Source organism: Geodermatophilus sabuli (assembly GCF_010686765.1).
GTDB classification, from domain to species: Bacteria; Actinomycetota; Actinomycetes; order Mycobacteriales; family Geodermatophilaceae; genus Geodermatophilus; species Geodermatophilus sabuli_A.
In genome coordinates this window covers 25,891-48,464 of sequence record NZ_JAAGWF010000019.1, presented here as the reverse complement: position 1 = coordinate 48,464, position 22,574 = coordinate 25,891, and the positions used below count along the sequence as shown (strand labels likewise).

The window sequence follows — 22,574 nt, the reverse complement described above, 5'->3', positions numbered from 1 at the left end:
CCCCATGAGCGTTCCCGACGACGACGTCCCGGCGGTGCAGGTGCTCGTGGCCGGCCTGGAGGTCCGGCCCGGCGGGCGGCTGGTGCGCGGTGCCCGCCTGCTCGGTGCCTTCGTCGCGGAGCTGGTGCTCGGTCTGCTGCCCGCCCCCTCTCTGTTCGACGTCGTCGTCACCCGGCGGGACGACGGCACGGAGGTGGTGCGGGTGCCCGCCGGGGACACGACCACGCCGGGGGAGATGCTGCGCTTCGTGCAGGAGCAGCTGGAGACCCGGGACGTGGGCACGTTCCTCCGGGAGTGGGGCGACTAGAGCTCGTCGCGCAGCACCCGGGCCGCCTGGGCGAGGGAGCGCATCTTCCCCTCGGCGGCGGCCCGCGGCAGGTACTTCAGCCCGCAGTCGCTGGAGAGGACGAGCTTCGCGACGTCGACGTCGTCCAGCGCGCGGCGGACGCGGTCGGCGATCACCTCCGGCGTCTCCACCTCCGGGGTGGACAGGTCCAGGACGCCGAGCGCGATGCCCTTGCCCCGCAGCGGTCGCAGCTGGGCCGGGTCCAGGTGCGACTGCGCGGTCTCCACCGAGATCGTGTCGACGGGGGTGTCGGCGAGCTCGGGCAGGAACGAGTAGCCCTCGGGCCGGTCGCTCACCATCGCGGCGTAGCCGAAGCACAGGTGCAGGTGCACCGGCCCGGCCGCCCCCTCCACCGCGCGGCTGACCGCCTCGGCGCCGTAGCGGCGGGCCACCTCGGGGCGGGCCTGCAGCCAGGGCTCGTCGATCTGCACGATGTCGGCGCCGGCGGCGAAGAGGTCGGCGATCTCGGCACGGACGACGTCGGCGTAGGCCAGCGCCAGGGCGCGGTCGTCGCCGTAGTGCTCGTCCTGCGACTGCTGCGCCATGGTGAACGGCCCCGGCACGGTGATCTTGACGACCCGGTCGGTGTGCGCCCGCAGGAACCGCACGTCCCGGGCCTGCACCGGTTCGGGGCGGCCGATGTCACCGACCACCCGGGGCACGGGGATGGGCACGCCGGACCGGTTGATCACCGAGCCGGGGGTGTCGATGTCGACGCCCTCCAGTGCGGTGGCGAAGTGGTTGGAGTAGGACTCCCGGCGCTGCTCGCCGTCGGTGAGGACGTCCAGGCCGGCCGTCTCCTGCGCGCGGATCGCCAGCCGGGTCGCGTCGTCCTGCGCCTCCTCGAGCAGGTCCGGCGCCGGGCGCCACAGCTCCCGGGCCCGCACCCGCGGCGGCGTCTGGTGGGCCAGCCCCTCGCGGTCGATGAGCCAGCCGGGCTGGGGCAGGCTGCCGACGACCGAGGTGGGCAGGGGCGGCAGGGCGAGGACCATGCCGCCGAGTCTGCCGCGCCGCGGACGGGTGCGCGCCCGGCGGCCCTGTGCTCTGCTGTCGCCGTGGCGGACAACTACATCGCCGAACTCGACTTCGGCGCCCCCAAGATCGACGACGATGCCTTCGTGGCCCCGACGGCCGTGGTGGTCGGAGCGGTCTCCATGGGGCCGCGATCGAGCATCTGGTACGGCTCGGTGGCCCGCGCCGACGGCGAGGTGATCGAGATCGGCGAGGGGTCCAACGTGCAGGACGGCTGCACCCTGCACTCCGACGCGGGGTTCCCGCTGGTCGTCGGCCGGGGGGTCACCGTCGGCCACAACGTGGTGCTGCACGGCGCCCGCATCGACGACGACGTCCTGGTCGGCATGGGCAGCGTGGTGATGAACGGGGCGCACATCGGGTCGGGGTCGATCGTCGCTGCCGGCGCCGTGGTCACCCAGGGCACCCAGGTGCCTCCCGGGTCGCTGGTCGCGGGCGTCCCGGCGAAGGTGATCCGCCAGGCGAACGACGACGACCTCGCGCACATCCGCGGCAACGCCGCCAGCTACACCGACCGGCTGGCCACGGCGCGGCGTGTCCGCCCGGTGGTCCGCCGTCCCCTGCCGCCCGCCGGGCTCACCCCCGGCGACGCGATGGACTGAAGAAGGACCCCCCTGCCCCCCACCGCTCGCAAGCTCGCGGCGGGCCCCTGCAGGGCGGCCGGGGACGGGGCCACCGTGGACTCCCGGCGCCGGGAGTCTGCCGTGGGTCCGAGGTCAGGTGCCGAGGAGGTCGCGGACCAGGGCGCCGACGGCGTCGACCTCGATGAGGAAGCCGTCGTGCCCGTAGGGCGAGGAGAGCACCCGCAGGGGGACGCCGAGGCCGTCGGCGACCTGCTGCTGCAGGGCCAACGGGTACAGCCGGTCGGAGTCGACGCCGGCCACGACCGCCCGCGCGCTCACCCGGGACAGCGCCGCCGTCACCCCGCCGCGGCCGCGGCCGACGTCCCAGGTGTTCATGCTCTCGGTGAGGACGACGTAGCTGCCGGCGTCGAAGCGGCGGGCCAGCTTGTCGGCGTGGTGGTCGAGGTAGGACGCGACGGCGAACCGGCCGTCGTCCTGCACGGCCGTGCCGAACCGCTCCTCGAGCTCGAACGCGCTGCGGTAGGTGAGGTGGGCGATCCGGCGGGCCACGCCCAGGCCGGTGACCGGACCGGGGCCGGGCAGGTAGTCCCCGCCGGCCCACGCGGGATCGGCCCGGATGGCGGCCTGCTGGGTTGTCTGGGTGCCGAGCTGGTCGGCGGTCGCCGCGGCACCGGACGCGAGGAAGAACAGCCCGCCGACCCGCTCCGGCAGGGCCACCGCCCACTCCAGCGCGCGCATGCCGCCCATCGAGCCGCCGAGCACCGCCGCCCAGCGCTCGACGCCGAGCGCGTCGGCCAGCGCCGCCTCGACCCGCACCTGGTCGCCGACGGTGACGACGGGGAACCGCGACCCCCACGGGGCGCCGTCCGGGGCGGCCGACGACGGGCCGGTGGTCCCCTGGCAGCCGCCGAGCACGTTGGCGCAGACGACGAACAGCCGGTCGGTGTCCAGCGGCGCCCCCGGCCCGACCAGGCCCGACCACCAGCCCGGCGTCGGGTGGCCGGGGCTGGGTGGGCCGGTGACGTGGCTGTCGCCGGTCAGCGCGTGCTCGACGAGGACGGCGTTGCCGCCGCCGGGAGCGAGCGTCCCCCACGTCTCGTAGGCCACCCGGACGGCGGGCAGCGACCCGCCGCGGTCGAGCCGGACCGGCCCGGACAGGTCGAGGAAGCGCCGGTCGCCGACCGGATCGCCCTCGGTCCAGCCCCCCGGGCGTGGCGGGGCCCAGGGCGCGGCGCGCACGTCCTGGACCCCGCCCACGTCAGGCGCCCTTCGCTGCGCGGAAGCCCGCCTCCAGGTCGGCCAGGATGTCGTCGATGCCCTCGAGGCCGATCGCCAGCCGCACCAGCCCGGGGGTGACGCCGGTGGTCAGCTGCTCCTCGGGGGTCAGCTGCGAGTGGGTCGTCGACGCCGGGTGGATGACCAGGCTGCGCACGTCACCGATGTTGGCCACGTGGCTGAACAGCTCCAGCGCGTCGACGAAGCGCTTGCCCGCCTCGACCCCGCCGTGCAGCTCGAAGGTCAGGACCGCGCCGGCCCCGCGCGGGGCGTACTTCTGCTTGGCGGCGTGCCACGGCGACGACGGCAGCCCCGGGTAGTTGACCCGGTCGACCGAGTCGTGTGCCTCGAGGAACTCCGCGACCCGCTGGGTGTTGCCCACGTGCCGCTCCATCCGCAGCGACAGCGTCTCGATCCCCTGGACGACGAGGAAGGCGTTGAACGGCGAGATCGCCGGCCCCAGGTCGCGCAGCAGTTGCACCCGGGCCTTGAGCGCGTAGGCCGGCGCCCCGAGGTCGGCGTAGACGACGCCGTGGTAGGTGGGGTCGGGCTCGGTGAAGCCGGGGAACTTCCCCCCGGTCCAGGTGAAGGTGCCCGAGTCGACGATGACCCCGGCGATGACGGTGCCGTGCCCGCCCAGGTACTTGGTGGCCGAGTGCACGACGACGTCGGCGCCGAACTCGATCGGCCGGATCAGGTACGGAGTGGCGATCGTGTTGTCGACGATCAGCGGGACGCCGTTGCGGTGCGCCACCTCCGACACCGCGCTGACGTCGAGGACGTCGCCCTTCGGGTTGCCGATGGTCTCGCCGAAGAACGCCTTGGTGTTGTCCTGCACGAGCGACTGCCAGTTCTCCGGGTCGTCGGGGTCCTCGACGAACGAGACGCTCACGCCCAGCTTCGGCAGCGAGTGGTGCAGCAGGTTGTAGGTGCCGCCGTAGAGGGAGGCGGAGGCCACCACGTGGTCGCCGGACTCGGCGACGTTGAGCAGGGCCAGCGTCGTCGCGGACTGGCCGCTCGAGACCGCCAGCGCCGCGACCCCGCCCTCCAGCGAGGCGACCCGCTGCTCGAGCGCGTCCTGCGTCGGGTTCATGATCCGGGTGTAGATGTTGCCCATCTCGGCCAGCGCGAACAGGTCCGCGGCGTGCTGGGCGTCGCGGAACTGGTAGGCCGTCGTGGCGTAGATCGGCAGTGCCCGGGCACCGGTGGTGGGGTCGGGCGAGGCCCCGGCATGGATCTGCCGGGTCTCGAAGCTCCAGCTCTGCGGGTCGCTCATGCGCCGGTCTCCTCTCGATCGGGAGACCCCGCGGCGCACGGGGCACTCCGTCCTTGCCGGCGGCGGGTGCCGGCCGGCCGGCTCTTCCCCTGGAGCACCTCGGACGGAGTCGAGGTTGCCGGGCAGCCAGCCAGGTGCTTTGCACTGCCTCTCGTGAGCCAGCCGCGATCCTAGGACGATCGGCGCCCCACCCGTCACGGGGGTCCCACCAGCCCACTTGGCACGCTGGTGGGGTGCGCGCACTGGTGTTCGAGACCTTCGGTGGACCGCTGACCGTGCGGGAGGTGCCCGACCCCGCCCCCGCGCCCGGCGGCGTGGTCGTGGAGGTGGGCGCCAGCGGCATCTGCCGCAGCGACTGGCACGCCTGGCAGGGGCACGACCCCGACGTCTCGCTGCCACACGTGCCCGGCCACGAGCTGGCCGGCACCGTCGCCGCGGTGGGCCCCGGCGTGGCACGGTGGCGGGTCGGCGACCGGGTCACCGTGCCGTTCGTGACCGCCTGCGGTCGCTGTGACCGGTGTGCGGCCGGGGAGCACCAGGTCTGCTCCCGGCAGACCCAGCCGGGGTTCACGCACTGGGGTTCGCTGGCGAGCTACGTCGCGCTGGACGCGGCCGACGTCAACCTCGTCGGGCTGCCCGACGACCTGGACGACGTCACCGCCGCGAGCCTCGGCTGCCGGTACGCCACCGCCTTCCGGGCCGTCGTCCAGGTGGCACGGGTGCGGGCCGGCGAGTGGCTGGCCGTCCACGGCTGCGGCGGGGTCGGGCTCTCCGCGGTGCAGATCGCGGTGGCCGCCGGCGCCCGCGTGGTCGGCGTCGACGTCTCCCCCGCGGCGCTGCGGCTGGCCCGCGACCTGGGCGCGGAGCACACGGTGGACGGCGGCGACGCGGCCGGCGGGGTGGCCGACCGGGTGGCCGAGCTGACCGGGGGCGGAGCGCACGTCTCCATCGACGCCCTCGGGTCGGTGGTCACCTGCGAGGACTCGATCCGCAGCCTGCGCCCGCGCGGCCGGCACGTGCAGGTCGGACTGCTGCCCCCGGCGCAGGGCCGGCCGGCCGTGCCGATGGACCGGGTGATCGCGGCGGAGCTGCAGGTCCTCGGCAGCCACGGCATGGCCGCGCACGCCTATCCCGAGCTGCTGGGCCTCGTCGCCGCCGGGCGGCTGGCGCCGCGCCGCCTGGTCACCCGGGTGCTGGGCCTCGACGACGCCGGCGCGGCGCTCGCCGCGGTGGGTGCGGCGCCCGGCATCGCGGTGGTGGCGGGCTCCTGAGCCGGCGTCAGGGCGTCGGGCTGGCGGTCGTGGGGGCCGGTGCCCGCGTCGTCGCGGGCCCCGTGGGCGTCGGCTCCTGCTCGACGGTCGGGTCGCCGGTCGTCGGCTCGCCGGTGGTCCCCGGCGCCGGGGCGCCCCCCGAGGCGGTCTCGCTCGGCGTGGCCGACCCGGACGGCGACGTGGTCGTCGGCGCCGACGACCCCGTCGGCTCGGTCGGCTCGGTCGGCGCGGCGGGCTCGGCGGACTCGGTCGGCTGGGCGGGCTCGACGGGCGCCGGTGCGGGGGTCACGGTGTCGACCGGGACGGTGCCCACGGCGGTCACCTCCGGGCGCACGTAGAGGTACAGCGTCCCGATCGCCAGGAAGAGCAGCGTGAGCACGAGGGTGGAGGTGCGGGCGCGGCCGAGGTGGTGCGGCACCCTCGACCACCACCGCCGCGGGCCGCCGCCGGAGGCCGGTGCCGTGCGCACCGACGGCGGGTCGGGCAGTTCGCGGGTGGGGTGCCCGCCGTCCTGGGGGGCGGTCACCGGGCCCCGCTCACGGAGACGTCCGTGGTCGCCGCCGGGGACGGCGGGGGAGGCGGTGGGACGTTCATCCCGTGCCGCCGGAAGGCCAGCACGATGCGGGCGCGCAGGTCCCGGCCCACCTCGAACTGCTTGCCGGGGAGCGTGCGGGCCACCATCCGGACGTTGACCTGCTCCAGGTCGAGGGTCTCCACGCCCATGACGCTGGGCGGGTCCAGCAGGAGCGGGCGCATCGCCGGATCGCCGAACGCCTCGACGCCGACCTCGCGGAGCACGTCGTTGACCCGGCTGACGTCCACGCTCACCGGGACCGGGACGTCGACGACCGCGCGGGCCCAGTCCCGCGACAGGTTGACCACCTTGACGATCTGCCCGTTGGGCAGGGTGATGACCTCGCCGTCCGGCGAGCGCAGGCGGGTCACCCGCAGGGTCACGTCCTCGATGGTGCCGGTGGCCGGGTCGCCGCCACCGACCACCTGGATGGAGACGACGTCCCCGAAGCCGTACTGCCGCTCGGTGATGATGAAGAAGCCGGCCAGGACGTCGCCGACGATCCGCTGGGCGCCGAAGCCGAGCCCGACGCCGAGGACGGTCGCGGGAGCCACCAGCCCGCCGATGGGGATCCCCGCCCGGTCGAGGACGAAGAAGACCGCGATCGCGTAGATCAGCACGATCAGCGTCCAGGTGATGACCTGGGTGAGCGAGTGCCGGTGCTTGGCGGCCTCGGAGCGGACCAGGGCGTCACCACCGGTCGAGCGGGCGTCGATCCGGTCGGTGATCTTCGAGCCGATCCAGGCGACGAGCCGGGCCAGCAGCACCGAGCCCAGGATGATCAGGACGATCTCCAGCCCGCGGCCGGAGAGCCAGTCGAGGAGTGCGTTCAGGGGATCCATCGCCGTCCAGGGTCGTCGTCGGGGAGCCGGATCGCCACACCGTGGCCCCCGGTCAGCGCGGTTCGACGAACAGCGACTGCGCGGAGCGGCCGATCCGGCCGGTGGCGTCGTACAGGTCGGCGAAGCACTGGCCGGCGCCGGCCGGTCCGAGGGTCGTGACCGCGTCCATCCCCAGCCACTCGCCGGCCGGGGGTCGCACCAGGGCCACGGTGAGGTCGACGTTGGCGAAGGTGGCGCGGGTCCAGTCGAGGACGGCGGAGATCCCGCTGGCCGCGTCGGTCATCACCAGCAGGTGCTGCAGCGGCGTCATCGGCTCGCCGTCCACCAGCGTGCACGCGGGCCGCGTCCACGCGGCGGCCGGGCCGGGGGCGTTGAACGAGCCGGACGCGAAGCGCCAGTCCAGCGCCCGGTGGTAGGCGACGTCGGTGGTGAAGAACTCCGGCACCTCCGAGCGGCTGGCCGCGGGCCCCGGCACCAGCGCCGCTGTCGCGGCGCTGCCGTCGTAGGTGCCCGACCGCACCCGCCAGGCGGTCAGTCGCATGAGCGGGCGGTCGCTCCCGGCAGTGAGCGTCGCCTCGAGCAGCTCGATCCGCTGGCCCGGCCGGAGCACCCGGGTGGCGACCTGGACCGGCCCCACCGGCACCGGCCCGAGGATGTCGAAGGCCAGCCGGACGGTCTGCCCACCGGGGATGGCGCTGGCCCCCTCGGCGGCGCGGGCGAGCAGCGCGGCGGGCGGGCCGGCGTGCTGGAGCCCGGGGTCCCAGGGGCCGATGGTCAGGTCGGTGGCGCGGAATCCGCCGTCCACCGGCTCGTACAGCGCTGCGGGCAGCTCCATGCCGAGGCAGTCTGCCCTCCGGTCAGCCACCGGACCGGCGGGTCTCCCAGACCGCGAAGGCCGTCCACGCCGCCGCCCCGACGGCGATGACGATCCACAGCCAGCGCAGCGAGCCGGCCGGGTTGGCGAGGACGAGCAGGATCGTCACGACCAGCACCGCACCGGCCAGCGGTGCGGTCCGGAGCAGCTCGGCGAGGGTGTCCGGCCCGGGGATCGCGACGAAGACGACCAGCGCCACCACCAGCAGGAACGCGCACAGCGCGGCGAGGAACGTCGCGGTGACGCCGTACTCGGCGGGCAGCGCGACCCCGCCCAGCACGCCGAGGACGGTGCCCACCGCGAGGCCGCCCAGCAGCTTGCGGCGGCGGGGGGACCAGGGCGGCCGGGGCTCCGTCACGTCCCCATCCTCCCCGGCGGCCGGCCGGCCTCGTCGACGGGCAGCGGGCGACCCGGCGGGCGAGGGCCGAGCGACGCGGGCGGGCCCGCACGAGCCCGGTAGGTGGCTCACCGCGTTTCGGGGACTACATTGCCCGAGTGCCCCGGCCCGCTCTCGGATACGCCGCCACCGTCGCCGCGGCGGGGCTGTTCGCCCTGAACGGCACGGTCTCCACGCTGGCGCTGCAGGCAGGCATCCCGGCCACCCGCCTGACCGCCCTCCGCTGCACCGGCGCGGCGCTCGCCCTGCTCGCCGTCCTGGCGCTCACCGCCCCCCAGCGGCTCCGGGTGACCTGGCGCGAGCTGCCGTTCCTCGCCGCGTTCGGCGTGGTCGGCGTCGCGCTCACCCAGTTCCTCTACTACGTGGCCATCGGCCGGCTGCCGGTCGGCATCGCGCTGGTCTTCGAGATGACGGCGCCGGTGCTGATCGCCCTCTACGTCTGGCTGGTCCGCGGGGAGCGGGTGCGCACCCGGCTGTGGGCGGCGCTGGGGCTCTCGCTGTCCGGCCTGGTCTTCGTGGCGCAGGTGTGGCAGGGCGGGGGGTCGCTGGACCCGCTGGGAGTGGCGGCCGCGCTGACGGCCGCGGTCTGCCTGGCCACCTACTACCTGCTCGGCGAGCGCGGCACGGTCACCCGCGACCCGGTGGGGCTGACCTGCTGGAGCTTCGTGGCGGCCGCGCTGTTCTGGGCGGTCGCGGCGCCGTGGTGGCAGTTCGACGCAGGTGTGCTCGGCGAGCGGGTGCCGGTGTCGCTGGGCTCGCTCCAGCTGCCGCTGTGGGCGCTGGTGGGGTGGATCGTGGTCCTCGGGGCCGTGCTGCCCTTCTGGCTGTCCATCGCCGCGCTGCGGCACCTGCCTCCGACGACGGCGGGCCTGGTGGCCACCGTGGAGCCGGTGCTGGCCTCGCTCGTGGCGTGGCTGTGGGTGGAGCAGGTGCTCTCGGGCTGGCAGGTGCTCGGCGGCCTCGTCGTCCTGATGGGCATCGGCCTGGCGCAGACCGCGCGGGCCGCCCCCGCGCCCACCCGGCTCAACGAGACCGTCGCCCCCGCCTGAGCGGCCTCCTGCAGGGTCCCGCCGTGAGCTCGCGAACGGTGGGGCAGGGGGCCTCCCTCAGGTGACCTTCCGCGCCTGCGCGAGCCAGCCGGCCAGCTCGGTCATGTAGGCCGCCTGCGCGACGTGGTCCATCCCGACGTACTTCCACGGGTGCACCTGCCCGGCCTCGACCGCCGGGAGGAGGCCGTAGGTGGGCTGCGCGGACATCTGCTCGGGGGTCTCCCCGCCGCGAAGCGAGTACAGCAGGACGTCGCTCGGGTACTCGGTCACGTCCTCCCAGCCGACGCTCTCCCAGAAGTAGCCGTCGCCGCCCGGGTCCACGAACCGCACGCCGAGGTCCTGGTAGAGCCGCAGCGACGGGTCGTCGGGGGCCTTGCCCATCCACCAGCCCTCGCTCGCGGTCGCGTAGACGGGCAGCACGGTCACCCCGGACGCGGCGGCCTCGGTGAGGGCCGCGGCGGCCGCGTCGAAGTCCGCGCGGGCCGAGTCGACCAGGTCGGCGTCGGCGCCCAGGGAGCCGGCCAGCTCGACGGTCCGGTCGATGACGTCGGCGGCCGAGCCGCGGTAGGCGATGGCGACGACGGGGGCGATGCGGGCGACCTGCTCCTGTTGCTCGATCGACTCGAAGCCGTACAGCGGCTGCGTCGCGTCCAGCGCGCCCGAGGAGTCGGTCGGGTAGACCGAGGTGACGATGACGTCGGGGTCGGCCGCGGCCAGCTGTTCCAGGTCGATCTGCCCGTAGCTCTCCCCGACGATCGCCAGGTCGGCCAGGTCCCGGCCGTCGAAGGCCACGTCGTCCGCCGCCGAGGTCTGCCCGAACGTGGCGACCGGTTCGATGCCGTAGTTCCAGAGGGAGGCCATCACGTCGTTGAGGCCGGCGACCCGGCGCGGGACCTCGTCCAGCTCGACGGTGCTGCCCAGGTCGTCGGTGAACTCCCAGCCGCCCGCTCCCGAGGCGGCGGGGGTGGCGCTGTCGCTCCCGTCGCCGGCGCAGCCGGCGGCGCCGAGGAGTGCGGCCACGGTGAGGGAGGCGCCGATCAGGCGGTGCGGCAGGCGGTGCAACGGAACTCCTGGACGTCGGACGAGGGGTGTTCCCCCCTGGGCGCGATCAGGTTAGCCTTGCCTAAGTCGCTGTCCGCAAGGGCTGATCTCGCCAGGAGAGCGGAGACCGCGCATGACCCCCACCGCGGAGCAGGCGGTCGACACCGCGCCCCAGTGGGCCTTCTTCCAGGCCTCCGTCGCCGCGGTTCAGCGCCTGGGGCCGAGCTTCGTCCGGCTGACCCTCACCGGCCCGCGCCTCGCCGGTTTCGGCGCCGCCGGCGACGACCAGCGGTTCAAGCTGGTGCTGGCGCGCGACCCCGACGGCCTGCGCCGGCTGGTCGACCGCGGAGCGGACTGGTACCCCGAGTACTGCGCGATGCCCGAGGAACAGCGCCCCCACGTCCGCACGTACACGGTGCGGGCGGCCCGCCCCGAGCTCGCCGAGCTCGACGTCGACGTCGTGCTGCACGGGGTGGACGGCGGGCACGCCGGCCCCGCCGCGAGCTGGGCGGCGCGCGCGGTCCCCGGGGACGAGATCGTGCTGCTGGGCCCCGACCGGCCCGGCCACGGCCGGCCGTGGGGAGTGGAGTGGGCGCCGCCGGCGTCCGCGACCACGCTGCTGCTGGCCGGTGACGAGACCGCGGTGCCCGCGGTGTGCGCCATCCTCGACTCGCTGGCGGACGGCTCCCGGACGGTCACCGCGCTGCTGGAGGTGCCCGAGGCCGGTGACGTGATGGACCTGGTCCTGCCGGCGGGCGTCACGGTGCGCTGGCTGCCGCGGGAGGGGGCGGCGCGCGGTGCCCTCCTGGAGCCGGCGGTGCACCGGGCCCTGTGCGAGCTCGGCGTCGCCTCGGACCGACCGGCCGCAGACCCCGAGGACGTCGACGTCGACACCGGGTTCCTGTGGGAGGTGCCCGAGGGTGGCGACGGTGCGACGGCCGGCTGCTACGCCTGGCTGGCCGGCGAGGCCGGCGTCGTGAAGTCGCTGCGCCGGCGGCTGGTCGGCGACCTCGGGTTGCCGCGCTCGGCCGTGGCGTTCATGGGCTACTGGCGCGAGGGCGTCGCCGGGTGAGCCCTCTGCAGGGGTCCGCCGCGAGCTCGCGGGTGGCGGGGGCAGGGGGATCTCCTCAGCGGAGGCGGCGCACCGGCACGACCATCGGCGTCCCGGCGACCGGGTCGGGCACCACCCTCGCCTCCAGCTCGAACACCTCGGCGAGCAGGTCCTCGGTGAGCACCTCGGCCGGCGTGCCCGACGCGACCAGGACGCCGTCCTTCATGGCGACCAGTCGCTGGGCGTAGCGGGCGGCCAGGTTGAGGTCGTGCAGCACCACCACGACGGTGCGGCCGCGCTCGGTGTGCAGCCGCTCGACGAGGTCGAGGACGTCGATCTGGTGGGACAGGTCCAGGTAGGTCGTCGGCTCGTCGAGCAGCAGCAGGTCGGTGCCCTGCGCCAGCGCCATCGAGATCCACGCCCGCTGCCGCTGCCCGCCCGACAGCTCGTCCACCGGGCGGTCGGCCAGCTCGGTCAGGTCCGTCCAGGCCAGCGCCTCGGCGACGGCGGACTCGTCGCTGCGCGACCACTGCCGCAGCCACGTCTGGTGCGGGTGCCGCCCCCGGGCGACCAGGTCGGCCACCGTGAGCCCCTCGGGCGCCACCGGCGCCTGGGGCAGCAGGCCGAGGACCTTCGCCACCTCGCGGGTGGGGGTCTGCTGGATGGCCCGGCCGTCGAGGGTGACCTGCCCGCGGGCCGGCCGGAGCAGCCGGCCGAGGGCGCGCAGGAGGGTGGACTTGCCGCACCCGTTCGGCCCGACGATCACGGTCAACGACCCCTCGGTGAGCTGGAGGTCCAGGTCACGGACGACCACGCGGTCGTCGTAGGCGAGGCTGACCGACTCGGCGGCGAGACGGACCGGTCCGGCCCCGTCCGCGACGGGGTCGAGGAGCGAGGTCACGAGGTGGACCGCCTTCCGCGGACGAGGAGCCAGAGCAGGTACGGGGCACCGACGGCGGCGGTGAGGATGCCGACGGGCAGCGCCGTGGGCAGCACCGTGCGGGTCAGCAGGTCCGCGCCGATCACCAGGGCCGCACCCAGCAGCCCCGAGGTGAGCAGCGGCGGCCGGGAGCCCCCGGTCAGCCGGACGGCGATCTGCGGCACGATCAGCGCGACGAAGGCGATCGGGCCGGCCGCCGCCACCGCCGCCGCGGTCAGGCCCACGGCGATGAGCACCACCCCGGTCTGGGCCCGCACGAGCCGCACGCCCAGGCCGCGCGCGGTGTCGTCGCCGAACTGCAGCACGCCGAGCGACCGGCTGGTGGCCAGCGCGGCGGGGACCAGGACGGCGAGGGAGGCCGCGAGAGGAACGGCCTGGTCCCAGGTGCGGGCGTTGAGCGACCCGGTGATCCAGACGTAGGCCGCGGTGGCGTCGAAGACCTCCGCGCGGGTGAGCAGCCAGTCGGTCAGCGCGGAGGCCACCGCCCACAGCGCGATGCCGACGAGCACCAGCCGGTAGCCGTCGATGCCGGCCCGCCAGGCGAGGACGAACAGCAGCAGCCCGGTGGCCAGGGCGCCGGCCAGCGCCGCGAGGGGGACGCCGAGCCCGCCCAGCAGCCCGCCGACCCCCGACGTCCCGCCGAGGACGATCGCCGCGACCGCGCCCACCGACGCGCCCTGGGTGATGCCCAGGACGTCGGGGGAGGCCAGCGGGTTGCGCGCGAAGGTCTGGAACAGCGCGCCGGCCAGACCGAGCGCCAGGCCGACGAGGGCGCCGACGACGATCCGCGGCGCCCGGAGCTCCAGGACGATGAAGCGCTGGCGGTCCTCGCCGAGCCCGACCAGCGTCCGCAGCACGTCGCCCACGCCGATGGGGAAGTCGCCGCGGCCGAGGCCGACCGCGCCGAGCAGCACGACGGCCACCGCGACGGTCGCCGGGACCAGCACCTGCCGCCAGCGCAGCCGCCCGGAGGCCGGACCCAGCCGGACGACGGCCCGTCCGCGCGTCCCCGGGCGCTCCGGCGCGGTGGTGCTCACAGGCCGGCCAGCCGGCGGCGGCGGACCAGGGCGATGAAGAACGGCGCCCCGAGCAGGGCGAGCACGATGCCGACCTGCAGCTCACCGGGACGGGCGACCACGCGCCCGATGACGTCGGCGGCGAGCAGGAGAGCCGCGCCGGCCAGCGCCGAGCACGGGACGAGCCAGCGGTGCGCCGGCCCGGTGACCGACCGCACCACGTGCGGGACCACCAGCCCGACGAAGGCGATCGGCCCGCAGGCGGCGGTCGCCGCGCCGCAGAGCAGGGTGACCGCGGCCAGACCGACGAGGCGGGCCAGCCAGATCCGCTGGCCCAGGCCGCGGGCGACGTCCTCCCCGAGGCCGAGCAGGTCCAGGGCGGGGGCGTTGAGCAGCGCGAGCAGCAGGCCGGCGGCGAGAAAGGGGGCGACCTGCCAGGCGACGTCGGCGTCCCGGCCGGCCAGCGCGCCGACCACCCAGAAGCGGAAGCTGTCCAGGCTGTCGGTGTCCGACACCAGGATGGCGCGCACCAGCGCGAAGAACAGCGCGGAGAGGGCGGCTCCGGCCAGGGCCAGCGTCACGGGCGTGGCCCCGCCGCGACCGAGCGAGCCCAGCGTGAAGACCAGCACCGTGCCCAGCAGCGCCCCGGCGAAGGCGAACCAGACGTAGCCGGCCGGGGTGCCGACGCCCAGCAGCCAGATGGCGAGCACGACGCCGAGTGAGGCGCCGGCGGTGACGCCGAGCAGGCCGGGATCCCCGAGCGGGTTGCGGGTGTGGCCCTGGGTGAGCGCCCCGGCCACGCCCAGCGCGAGACCGACCATCAGCCCCAGTGCGGTGCGGGGCAGCCGGAGCTCGCGGACGATCACCGCCTCCTCGGACGCGAGGCCCGGGTCGGTCAGCGCCTGCCACACCGTGCCGAGCCCGATGGAGCGGGTCCCCACGGCGATGCTGAGCGCGGCGGTGACGGCGACCAGGACGACCAGTCCGGCCAGCAGCAGGGCCGCGGGCCGGGCACCGCGGCGGGGGCGGACCCGATCACCGCCGGCCGCTGGGGCCGCCGTCCCGGCGGCTCCGGGCGCGGCGTCGGTCGACGAGGACACGAGCGGCTCCCGGGCGGACGGCTAGGTAGGTCAGGCTCACCTTAGTTGTCCGTCCCGGCCGGCGGCAGCCGGCGGGTCAGCGGTGCTGGCGGCGGCTGCCCCCGTGCCAGTCCTCGACCACGCCGACGTCGTCCGGGCGTGCCCCGGACGTGGGCAGCTGCGGCCGCTCGCGCAGGCTGCGCTTGAGCTCGGCGAACCCCGGGAAGGCAGCGAGGGCGACGACGTGGTCCCACAGCGCGACGGCGTGCTCGGGGTCGGGCAGGCGGCTGATGACCGGGCCGAAGAAGGCGGCGCCGTCCGGCGGCCGGAAGTGCAGGATCGGCGTCCCGACGTCCTTGCCGGTGAGCTGCAGGGCGGCGTCGGTGTCGGCCCGGACGTCGGCGTCCCACGACGGGTCGTCCACGGCCGCCGCCGGCTCCGTCGGCAACCCCGCCGCGGCGAGCGCCTGCGCGGCGAACTCCCGGCTGCCGCCGCGCTCGGGCGGCGGGCCGCCGGCGGGGTCCTCGTGGATCTCCCGGCCCAGCGCCTCGTACAGCGGACCGAGGGCGTCCGGGCCGTGCTCCGCGCGGGTGCGCGCGGCCACCCGGAGCAGTCGCAGGCCGGCGGTGTGCCCGGCCTCGTACTCCGGGGGGAACTGGGCGGCGTAGTCGACGTGCGCGTTGAGCAGCCGCAGCGAGATCAGCCGCCACTGGACGGTGTACTCCCGCTGCGCGGCCACGGTCCGCACCCACTGTCCGGTCAGCCAGGCGAAGGGGCAGACCGGGTCGAACCAGAAGTGCAGGTCGGGGTCCGGCCCGGTCACGAGGTCAGGGCCGACTCGATCGCGTGGCGGACCTCGGGGGCGTCGGGCTGGGTCGGTGGCCGGAAGCGGGCCACCACCTCGCCGTCCGCCGACAGCAGCCACTTCTCGAAGTTCCACTGCACGTCCCCGGCCGCGCCGGTCGCGTCGGGGGCCGCGGTCAGCCGCTGGAACAGCGGGTGCGCGCCCGGCCCGTTGACCTCCACCTTCTCCGTCATCGGGAAGGTGACGCCGTAGGTCGCCGAGCAGAAACCGGCGATCTCCTCGGCGGTGCCGGGCTCCTGGCCGGCGAACTGGTTGCACGGCACCCCCACGACGGTGAAGCCGCGGTCGCCGTACTCGCGCTGGAGCCCCTCCAGCTGAGCGTACTGGGGCGTGAGGCCGCAGCGGCTGGCCACGTTGACCAGCAGGGCGGGGCCGCCCCGGGTCAGTTCCCCGAGGGTCGTCTCCTCGCCCTGGAGGGTGGTCACCGGCAGGTCCAGGAGGTCGCTCATGGTCGCTCGTTCCTCTCTGTCGCGTCGGGCATGGCAGACCGGCTCAGGTCAGTCCGCTGAGGTCGTCGGGGACGTCGACCGCGTGCTGGCGCAGCGCCTCGAGGGGGACCACCTCCAGGGCGCGGGCGTTCGTGGCGGCCAGGACGACGCCGGCCGCGGCGCCGGCCTGGTAGGCCTGCAGCCAGCGGACGGCGACGACGCACCACCGGTCCCCGGGCGCCAGACCGGGGAAGCCGTACTCGGGCCGTGGGGTGGAGAGGTCGTTGCCCAGCTCGCGCTGCAGCTCCAGGAACTCGGCCGACACCACGGCGCACACGGTGTGGTTGCCCAGGTCGTCAGGGCCGCTGGTGCAGGACCCGTCGCGGTAGAAGCCGGTCACCGGCTCGGTGCCGCAGGGCTGCAGCGGGCTGCCGAGGACGTTGCGCTGGCCGCCGGGGTCGGTCACCCCTGCATCGTGCCGCGCCCCGGGGCTGCGCGCTGGTCGTGGACCCGGTCCCAGGAGGTGCACGGCGGCGTCCGGCCGGACGGGATGGCAGGGTGCCGGTGTGAGCGCTGACACGCCTGACGAACCCGTGGTCCTCTGGCGGCCGACTCCCGAGTCGATGCGGGCGACGCGCCTCGGCCAGTTCGCCGCACGGGTCGCGCAGCGGCGCGGTCTGGACCTCGGCGACCCGCCGGACTACGACGCGATCTGGCGCTGGTCGGTCGAGCACCTCGACCAGTTCTGGGCCGAGGTGGCCGACTGGTCCGGCGTGCTGCCCGGGGTGCCGGACGGCGACGTCCTTGCCCGGCGGGAGATGCCGGGCGCGGTCTGGTTCCCCGGCGCGACGCTCAACTACGCCGAGCAGGCGCTCCGGGCGGGGGCCGACGGCACGGTGCCCGCGGACTCGCCGGCGCTGGTCGCCGTCGCCGAGGACACCGATCCGGTCGAGGTGAGCTGGGCGTCGCTGCGGGCCCAGGTGGGCGCCTTCGCCGCCACGCTCCGCCGGCTCGGCGTGCGGCGCGGCGACCGGGTCGCCGGCTACCTGCCGAACGTCCCCGAGGCGGTGGTGGCCTTCCTGGGGACGGCGGCGCTCGGCGCGGTCTGGTCCTCCTGCGCCCCCGACTTCGGCACCCGCGCGGTGCTCGACCGGTTCGCCCAGATCGAGCCGACGGTGCTCGTCGCCGTCGACGGGTACCGGTTCAACGGCAAGGAGTACGACCGGCGGGACGTCGTCACCGAGCTGCGCGGGGCGCTGCCGACGGTGACGACCGCGATCGCCGTCCCGCGGCTGTTCCCCGGCGAGACCCCGGCGGACGCCATGCCCTGGGCCGAGGCGGTCGCGGACGGGCAGGAGCCCCGGTTCGACCAGGTCGCCTTCGACGCCCCGCTGTGGATCGTCTACTCCTCGGGCACCACCGGCCTGCCCAAGGGGATCGTGCACGGCCACGGCGGGATCACCCTCGAGCAGCACAAGCAGCTGGCCCTGCACGGCGACGTCGGCCCCGGCGACCGCTTCTACTGGTACGCCTCCACCGCCTGGATCATGTGGAACATCGCCACGTCCGCGCTGCTGTCCGGCGCCACCGTCGTCGTGCACGACGGTGCACCGGCGTACCCGTCGGTCGACGCCCAGTTCGCCCTCGCCGCGCGCACCGGGCTGACGTACCTCGGCACCAGCGCGGGCTACCTCACCGCCTGCGAGAAGGCCGGCATCCGGCCGGGGGAGACCCACGACCTGTCGGCGCTGCGGTACCTGGGCTCCACCGGCTCGCCGTTGCCCACCTCGACGTTCAGCTGGGTGTACGACGCGGTCAAGCCCGACGTGTTCCTGGGCTCGCTCTCCGGGGGCACCGACGTGGCCACCGGCTTCGTGGGCAGCTCGCCGCTCCTGCCGGTCACCGCGGGCGAGCTGCAGCGGCCGATGCTCGGTGTGGCAGCGGCGGCCTGGGACGAGCAGGGGCGGCCGGTCGTCGGCGAGCTCGGCGAGCTGGTGGTCACCGAGCCCATGCCGACGATGCCCCTGTACTTCTGGAACGACCCCGACGGGCAGCGCTACCGCGAGTCCTACTTCGAGCCGTGGCCGGGCGTCTGGCGGCACGGGGACTGGATGGAGGTCACCGAGCGCGGCACCTGCCTGATCACCGGCCGGTCGGACTCCACCCTCAACCGCGGCGGCGTGCGCATGGGCACCGCCGACATCTACGCCGCCGTCGAGTCGATCCCGGCCGTGCGCGACTGCGTCGTCCTCGGGGTCGAACAGCGCGACGGCGGCTACTGGATGCCGTTGTTCGTGCAGCTCGCGCCGGGGGAGGAGCTCACCGACGAGCTCGTCGACCGGATCCGGACGGCGATCCGCACCCAGGCCAGCCCGCGGCACGTGCCCGACGAGGTGATCGCTGTCCCCGGGGTGCCGCACACCCGAACCGGCAAGCGGCTGGAGGTGCCGCTCAAGCGGCTGTTCCAGGGCGTCGACCCCGCCAAGGCGGTCAACACCGGAGCCGTCGACGACGCCTCACTCGTCGACCACTTCGTGCGGCTGGCCGAGCGCCGGGCGGCCCGGTAGGGGGTTCAGCGCTGCGACGGGTCCGCTCGGGGGCGGAAGGGGCCGCGCAGGGCGGCCCACTGGAGCAGCATGATCGTCTTCGCGTCGGCGATCCGGCCGTCGTCGACCATGTCGAGCGCGTCGTCGAAGGCCAGTTCGACGACCTCGATGTCCTCGCCCTCCTCCTCGAGCCCGCCGCCGGCGCTCGTCCGGTCGGCCGGGACGTAGGGGGCGGCGAAGAAGTGCAGCCGTTCGGTCACCGAGCCCGGGCTCATGAACACGTCGAACACGTGCTGCACCGCGCCGAGCGAGACGCCGAGTTCCTCCTCGGCCTCCCGCCGGATGGCGACCTCCGCGCCGTCGTCGTCGAGCAGCCCGGCCGCGGCCTCCAGCAGCAGCCCGTCGGGATGGCCGTTGACGTAGACGGGGTAACGGAACTGCCGGGTGAGCAGGACCGTCCGCCGCTCGAGGTCGTAGGGGAGCAGCGTCGCGCCGTTACCGCGGTCGTAGGTCTCCCGCTGCTCGGTGACCCACCGGCCGTCGCTGCGCCGCCGCTCCAGGCTGGTGCGGCGGAGCACGTGCCAGCCGCTGGCGAGCAGCTCCACGTCCCTGACGACGACGTCGGGGTTGCCGGTGAGGTCGCGGCCCACCTGGTCCAGCCCGGTGCGGCCGCGGTGGTCGGGGACGTCGATGCCGGGGATGCCCACCGGCCCATCATGGCCGGTGCGGCTGCTCCCTCGCCGGTGACGACGGCGGAGGGCTACGGCAGGCGGATCGGCATCAGCATGCTGACGTCCCCGGGCCGGGAGGGGTCCCGGAGCGCGAGCGGCGCGATCGGGCCGTCGAGCTCCAGGACGAGCTGGCCGGCGGTCCCGGCGTCGAGCGCCTCGAGCAGGAACTCCCGGGCCACGCCCACCGCGACGACGCCGTCCGCGCCGGTGGAGCCGAGCTCGCCGCGCGCATCGAGCGTCAGGACCGACACCGTCTGGGCCGGCTCGCCGGGCGGCCCCGGCACCTGGCGGGTGGGCGCGGCGGTCAGCTCGGCGCGGAACCGCTCGACGTCGACGTCCACGCGGTGGGCGGCCGAGGGGCGCAGCAGTCGCCGGTAGTCGGGGAAGTCGTGGTCCACGAGCCGACCGCTCAGCATCGCGTCCGGGGCCTCGACGGCGATCCGTGCGCCCTCCACCCGGATCGTCACGGGACCGTCGTCCCCGAGCGTGCCGAGCACCTCGTCGACCAGCGCGACCGGGACGAGGGCGCCGACCGCGGGTCCGGCCACCGCCGCGCCGGCCAGTTCGGAGACGGCGAGGCGGTAGCGGTCGCTGGCCACGACCCGTGCCGACGAGTCGTCGACGTCGAGCAGCACGCCGGTGAGCATGGGCAGTGCCGGATCGCTGCCGACGGCGAAGCGCACGGCGCGCAGGGCGGCGGCGAGGTCGGTGGCGGTGGTGCGGACGACGGTCGTCACGGGCTGCTCCTGGTCGAGCAGGGCTCGGGCGTGGCGGAGCTCCCGGCGCGCGTCGGCCAGACCGTCCTCGAGGCGGGTCAGGTGCGCCCCGAGGACCTCGTCCACCACCGAGCGGTCCCGGCGGTGCTCGAGGACCCGGCAGATGTCGGCGAGCGGCATCCCGACCCGCCGCAAGCGGGCGATGAGGCGGGCGACCGGCACCTGGTCGTCGCTGTACCGGCGGTAGCTGCTCCGCGGGTCCACGGAGGCCGGCACCAGGACGCCGGCACCGTCGTAGAACCGCAGGGCGCTCACCGTCAGCCCGGACTCCCGGGCCATCTGACCGATCCCGCGCACGTGTTCCTCCACGGGGACGACCGTGCCGTCTCGACCAGGTCGAGGGTCGACCGTCACGAGGCGCGTGTCGTCCCGGCGGCGTGCGCGAGGTGCGCCGGCTCCCGGTCAGCCCACGCGCAGGACGCGGGCTTCCCACGGCCGCAGGACGGCGGGGTCCTCGACGGCCAGGTTGCCCAGCACCAGTTCGCCGCCGCCCATCTCGGGGAGCAGCTCACCGAGCCGGTACTCGTGCGCGCTGACGTTGCAGACCACGAGCAGCGTCGACCCGTCCAGGCTGCGGGTGAACGCGTACACCGACTCGTGGTGGGGGAGCAGCATGGTGAAGTCCCCGAGCGCGACCACCGGGTCGGCGTGCCGCAGCGCGACCAGCCGCCGGTGGTGGGCGAGCACCGAGTGCGGGTCGTCCCGCTGGGCAGCGGCGTTCCACTCGGCGGCGTCCGGGTTCACCGCGATCCACGGCGTCCCGGTGGTGAAGCCGGCGGTCGGGCCGGCGTCCCACTGCACCGGTGTCCGCGCGTTGTCCCGGCTCATCCGCCGCATCGCCGCGAGCACGGTGTCCGGGTCCTCCCCGTGGGCGACCGCCTGCGCGTGGTGGTTGAGCGACTCGACGTCCCGGAAGTCGTCCAGGCCGTCGAACCGGGTGTTGGCCATCCCGAGCTCCTCCCCCTGGTAGACGTAGGGCGTCCCCCGGTGCAGGTGCAGCAGCGTGGCCAGGCACGTCGCCGAGTCGCGGCGGTACCGGGGCGAGTCGTCGCCGAACCGGGACACCGCCCGCGGCTGGTCGTGGTTGTCCCAGTAGAGGGAGTTCCAGCCGACGTCGGCCAGCCCGGCCTGCCAGCGCCCGAACGAGGCCTTGAGGTCGGTCAGCCGCAGCGGACGGGGGGAGAACTTGGAGCCCGTGAAGTCCAGGCCGACGTGCTCGAACTGGAACACCATGTCCACCTCGGCCCGCGCCGGGTCGGTGAACAGCCGCGCCTCCTCGACCGTCACCCCGGGCATCTCGCCGACCAGCAGCAGCGACTCCCGGCGACCGTCGAACACCTCGCGGTGCATCTCCTGGAGGAACTCGTGGCTCCGGGGCCCGCACACGACCGAGGTCGTGGCGTCGCCGTAGGGCAGCCCCGGCAGCGGTGGGCCGTCGCGCAGCTCGCCGTCCGGGCCGACGTCCTTGCTGATCAGGTTGATGACGTCCATGCGGAACCCGTCGACCCCGCGGTCGAGCCACCACCGCATCATCGCGTACACCGCGTGCCGGACCTCCGGGTTCTCCCAGTTCAGGTCCGGCTGCCTGCGGTCGAACAGGTGCAGGAAGTACTCGCCGCCGGCCTCGTCGAGCGTCCACGTGGGGCCGGAGAAGAACGAGTGCCAGTTGGTCGGCTCCGCTCCCGGGGCGCCCGCCGGCAGGCCGGCCCGGGGTGGCCGCCACCAGTACCAGTCGCGCTTGGGCGAGTCCGGCGACGAGCGGCTCTCCCGGAACCACGGGTGCTGGTCGCTGGTGTGGTTGACCACCAGGTCCATGACCAGCTTCATGCCGCGCCCGTGCAGCTCGGCGATCAGCTCGTCGAGCTGGGCCAGGCTGCCGAACAGCGGGTCGACGTCCTGGTAGTCGCTGATGTCGTAGCCGTTGTCGGCCTGCGGCGAGGGGTAGACCGGGGAGAGCCAGAGGACGTCGACGCCCAGGTCGGACAGGTGGTCCAGGCGCTGCAGGACACCACCGAGGTCGCCGATCCCGTCGCCGTCGGAGTCCATGAACGAGCGCGGGTAGATCTGGTAGACGACGGCGCGGGTCCACCACGGGGGTTGCTCGGGAGTCACCCGCCCACCCTCGCCCATCCGGTCAGGCGGGGCCGGTCGGGAAGGTGTGGTGCACCGCCTCCACGTTGTTGCCGTCGGGGTCGCGGAAGAACGCGCCGTAGTAGCCGGGGTGGTACTCCGGCCACACCCGCGGCTCGTGCAGCAGCTCCACCCCCTGCTCCCGGGCGAGGGCGAACACCTCGTCGACCGCCTCGGGGGAGGGGGCCACGACGGCCAGGTGCACCGGGCGGTCGGTGCCCTCGGCGAGCGGGCCGAGCCACAGCCGCGGGTGCCCGTCGGGGCCGCAGAGCCCCACGACCGGCCCGCCGGGGGTGTCGTAGCGCATGGCCTCGCGCACCCCGGCCGGCGCGAACACCCGGGTGTAGAAGGCGGCGGTCGCGGCGACGTCCGCGACCTGGAGGGCGAGGTGGTCGATCACGACGCCGGACCGTAGCGGGAGCGGCGCACGGGAGCCACCCCCGTGCGCCAC

General features: G+C 75.2%; 24 protein-coding genes and 1 riboswitch. Of the genes, 6 read left to right on the top strand and 18 right to left on the bottom strand.

The features are described from left to right. The first annotated feature begins 4 nt into the window (after positions 1–4). Complete coding sequence (locus tag GCU56_RS17075; RefSeq protein WP_163482944.1) at positions 5–307, top strand: hypothetical protein; 303 nt, start codon at positions 5–7, stop codon at positions 305–307. On the opposite strand, the gene GCU56_RS17070 is transcribed toward GCU56_RS17075, so the two are convergent. Beyond that, entirely contained in the window at positions 304–1,338 is a 1,035-nt protein-coding gene (locus GCU56_RS17070; RefSeq protein ID WP_163482943.1) for a uroporphyrinogen decarboxylase family protein, read from the bottom strand. The genes GCU56_RS17075 and GCU56_RS17070 overlap by 4 nt on opposite strands. A 63-nt stretch (positions 1,339–1,401) precedes the next feature. Here GCU56_RS17070 and GCU56_RS24735 point away from each other — a divergent pair, with 63 nt between their 5' ends. Next, positions 1,402–1,980, top strand: a complete 579-nt coding sequence (locus GCU56_RS24735) for a DapH/DapD/GlmU-related protein (protein ID WP_163482942.1) — start codon at positions 1,402–1,404, stop codon at positions 1,978–1,980. A gap of 114 nt (positions 1,981–2,094) precedes the next feature. Here the strand turns inward: GCU56_RS24735 and metX are convergent, their stop codons facing one another. Both metX and GCU56_RS17055 read right to left on the bottom strand, forming a co-directional pair. After that, complete coding sequence (gene metX, locus GCU56_RS17060; protein ID WP_345771893.1) at positions 2,095–3,219, bottom strand: homoserine O-acetyltransferase MetX; 1,125 nt, start codon at positions 3,217–3,219, stop codon at positions 2,095–2,097. A gap of 1 nt (position 3,220) precedes the next feature. Further along, positions 3,221–4,513, bottom strand: coding sequence for a bifunctional o-acetylhomoserine/o-acetylserine sulfhydrylase (locus GCU56_RS17055; protein ID WP_163482941.1), 1,293 nt, complete (start codon positions 4,511–4,513; stop codon positions 3,221–3,223). Between the two features lie 44 nt (positions 4,514–4,557). Next, a riboswitch (SAM riboswitch) is annotated at positions 4,558–4,672 on the bottom strand. A 74-nt stretch (positions 4,673–4,746) separates the two neighbouring features. Here GCU56_RS17055 and GCU56_RS17050 point away from each other — a divergent pair. Further along, entirely contained in the window at positions 4,747–5,784 is a 1,038-nt protein-coding gene (locus GCU56_RS17050) for a zinc-binding dehydrogenase (RefSeq protein ID WP_163482940.1), read from the top strand. Positions 5,785–5,791: 7 nt separating this feature from the next. On the opposite strand, the gene GCU56_RS17045 is transcribed toward GCU56_RS17050, so the two are convergent. Genes GCU56_RS17045 through GCU56_RS17030 form a run of 4 tightly spaced genes read right to left on the bottom strand, consistent with a single transcriptional unit; the run spans position 5,792 to position 8,432 of the window. Next, a complete protein-coding gene (locus GCU56_RS17045; protein WP_163482939.1) occupies positions 5,792–6,310 on the bottom strand; it encodes a hypothetical protein in 519 nt (172 codons plus the stop codon). Beyond that, entirely contained in the window at positions 6,307–7,200 is an 894-nt protein-coding gene (locus GCU56_RS17040) for a mechanosensitive ion channel family protein (protein ID WP_163482938.1), read from the bottom strand. The genes GCU56_RS17045 and GCU56_RS17040 overlap by 4 nt, the downstream gene beginning before the upstream one ends. Positions 7,201–7,252: 52 nt before the next feature. After that, positions 7,253–8,035, bottom strand: coding sequence for a thioesterase family protein (locus GCU56_RS17035; RefSeq protein WP_163482937.1), 783 nt, complete (start codon positions 8,033–8,035; stop codon positions 7,253–7,255). A gap of 22 nt (positions 8,036–8,057) precedes the next feature. Further along, positions 8,058–8,432 carry a hypothetical protein gene (locus GCU56_RS17030; RefSeq protein ID WP_163482936.1) on the bottom strand — a complete coding sequence of 125 codons (375 nt, stop codon included), beginning with the start codon at positions 8,430–8,432 and terminating at the stop codon, positions 8,058–8,060. A gap of 137 nt (positions 8,433–8,569) precedes the next feature. On the opposite strand from GCU56_RS17030, the gene GCU56_RS25280 reads away from it, so the two are divergent. Further along, a complete protein-coding gene (locus GCU56_RS25280; RefSeq protein ID WP_345771892.1) occupies positions 8,570–9,520 on the top strand; it encodes an EamA family transporter in 951 nt (316 codons plus the stop codon). A gap of 57 nt (positions 9,521–9,577) precedes the next feature. Here the strand turns inward: GCU56_RS25280 and GCU56_RS17020 are convergent, their stop codons facing one another. Further along, positions 9,578–10,582 carry an ABC transporter substrate-binding protein gene (locus tag GCU56_RS17020; RefSeq protein ID WP_163482935.1) on the bottom strand — a complete coding sequence of 335 codons (1,005 nt, stop codon included), beginning with the start codon at positions 10,580–10,582 and terminating at the stop codon, positions 9,578–9,580. A 112-nt stretch (positions 10,583–10,694) separates the two neighbouring features. On the opposite strand from GCU56_RS17020, the gene GCU56_RS17015 reads away from it, so the two are divergent. Then, positions 10,695–11,633, top strand: coding sequence for a siderophore-interacting protein (locus GCU56_RS17015; RefSeq protein ID WP_163482934.1), 939 nt, complete (start codon positions 10,695–10,697; stop codon positions 11,631–11,633). Between the two features lie 55 nt (positions 11,634–11,688). Here GCU56_RS17015 and GCU56_RS17010 read toward each other — a convergent pair whose 3' ends face one another. The 6 genes from GCU56_RS17010 to GCU56_RS16985 form a co-directional block, all read right to left on the bottom strand. Next, positions 11,689–12,513 (bottom strand): ATP-binding cassette domain-containing protein, encoded by an 825-nt coding sequence (locus tag GCU56_RS17010; RefSeq protein WP_163482933.1) that lies wholly within the window; start codon positions 12,511–12,513, stop codon positions 11,689–11,691. Further along, positions 12,510–13,589 carry an iron chelate uptake ABC transporter family permease subunit gene (locus GCU56_RS17005; protein ID WP_163482932.1) on the bottom strand — a complete coding sequence of 360 codons (1,080 nt, stop codon included), beginning with the start codon at positions 13,587–13,589 and terminating at the stop codon, positions 12,510–12,512. Before GCU56_RS17005 ends, GCU56_RS17010 begins: the two co-directional genes overlap by 4 nt. Then, positions 13,586–14,668 carry a FecCD family ABC transporter permease gene (locus GCU56_RS17000; RefSeq protein ID WP_345771891.1) on the bottom strand — a complete coding sequence of 361 codons (1,083 nt, stop codon included), beginning with the start codon at positions 14,666–14,668 and terminating at the stop codon, positions 13,586–13,588. The genes GCU56_RS17005 and GCU56_RS17000 overlap by 4 nt, the downstream gene beginning before the upstream one ends. Positions 14,669–14,744: 76 nt before the next feature. After that, complete coding sequence (locus GCU56_RS16995; RefSeq protein WP_163482931.1) at positions 14,745–15,470, bottom strand: mycothiol-dependent nitroreductase Rv2466c family protein; 726 nt, start codon at positions 15,468–15,470, stop codon at positions 14,745–14,747. Next, positions 15,467–15,961, bottom strand: coding sequence for a glutathione peroxidase (locus GCU56_RS16990; protein WP_163482930.1), 495 nt, complete (start codon positions 15,959–15,961; stop codon positions 15,467–15,469). Before GCU56_RS16990 ends, GCU56_RS16995 begins: the two co-directional genes overlap by 4 nt. Before the next feature lie 43 nt (positions 15,962–16,004). Continuing rightward, entirely contained in the window at positions 16,005–16,406 is a 402-nt protein-coding gene (locus tag GCU56_RS16985; protein WP_163482929.1) for a DUF2237 family protein, read from the bottom strand. A 100-nt stretch (positions 16,407–16,506) separates the two neighbouring features. Between GCU56_RS16985 and GCU56_RS16980 the strand changes: the two genes are divergently transcribed. Further along, positions 16,507–18,507 carry an acetoacetate--CoA ligase gene (locus tag GCU56_RS16980; RefSeq protein ID WP_163482928.1) on the top strand — a complete coding sequence of 667 codons (2,001 nt, stop codon included), beginning with the start codon at positions 16,507–16,509 and terminating at the stop codon, positions 18,505–18,507. A 5-nt stretch (positions 18,508–18,512) separates the two neighbouring features. Here the strand turns inward: GCU56_RS16980 and GCU56_RS16975 are convergent, their stop codons facing one another. The 4 genes from GCU56_RS16975 to GCU56_RS16960 all read right to left on the bottom strand — a co-directional run bounded on the left by GCU56_RS16975 (position 18,513) and on the right by GCU56_RS16960 (position 22,523). Beyond that, positions 18,513–19,193, bottom strand: coding sequence for an NUDIX domain-containing protein (locus GCU56_RS16975; RefSeq protein WP_163482927.1), 681 nt, complete (start codon positions 19,191–19,193; stop codon positions 18,513–18,515). A gap of 53 nt (positions 19,194–19,246) precedes the next feature. Then, on the bottom strand, positions 19,247–20,302 hold the full coding sequence (locus tag GCU56_RS16970; protein WP_204332286.1) for a MerR family transcriptional regulator: 1,056 nt from the start codon (positions 20,300–20,302) through the stop codon (positions 19,247–19,249). A 93-nt stretch (positions 20,303–20,395) separates the two neighbouring features. Then, complete coding sequence (locus GCU56_RS16965) at positions 20,396–22,105, bottom strand: glycoside hydrolase family 13 protein (RefSeq protein ID WP_345771890.1); 1,710 nt, start codon at positions 22,103–22,105, stop codon at positions 20,396–20,398. Between the two features lie 22 nt (positions 22,106–22,127). Continuing rightward, entirely contained in the window at positions 22,128–22,523 is a 396-nt protein-coding gene (locus GCU56_RS16960; RefSeq protein WP_163482925.1) for a VOC family protein, read from the bottom strand. Positions 22,524–22,574: the final 51 nt, after the last annotated feature.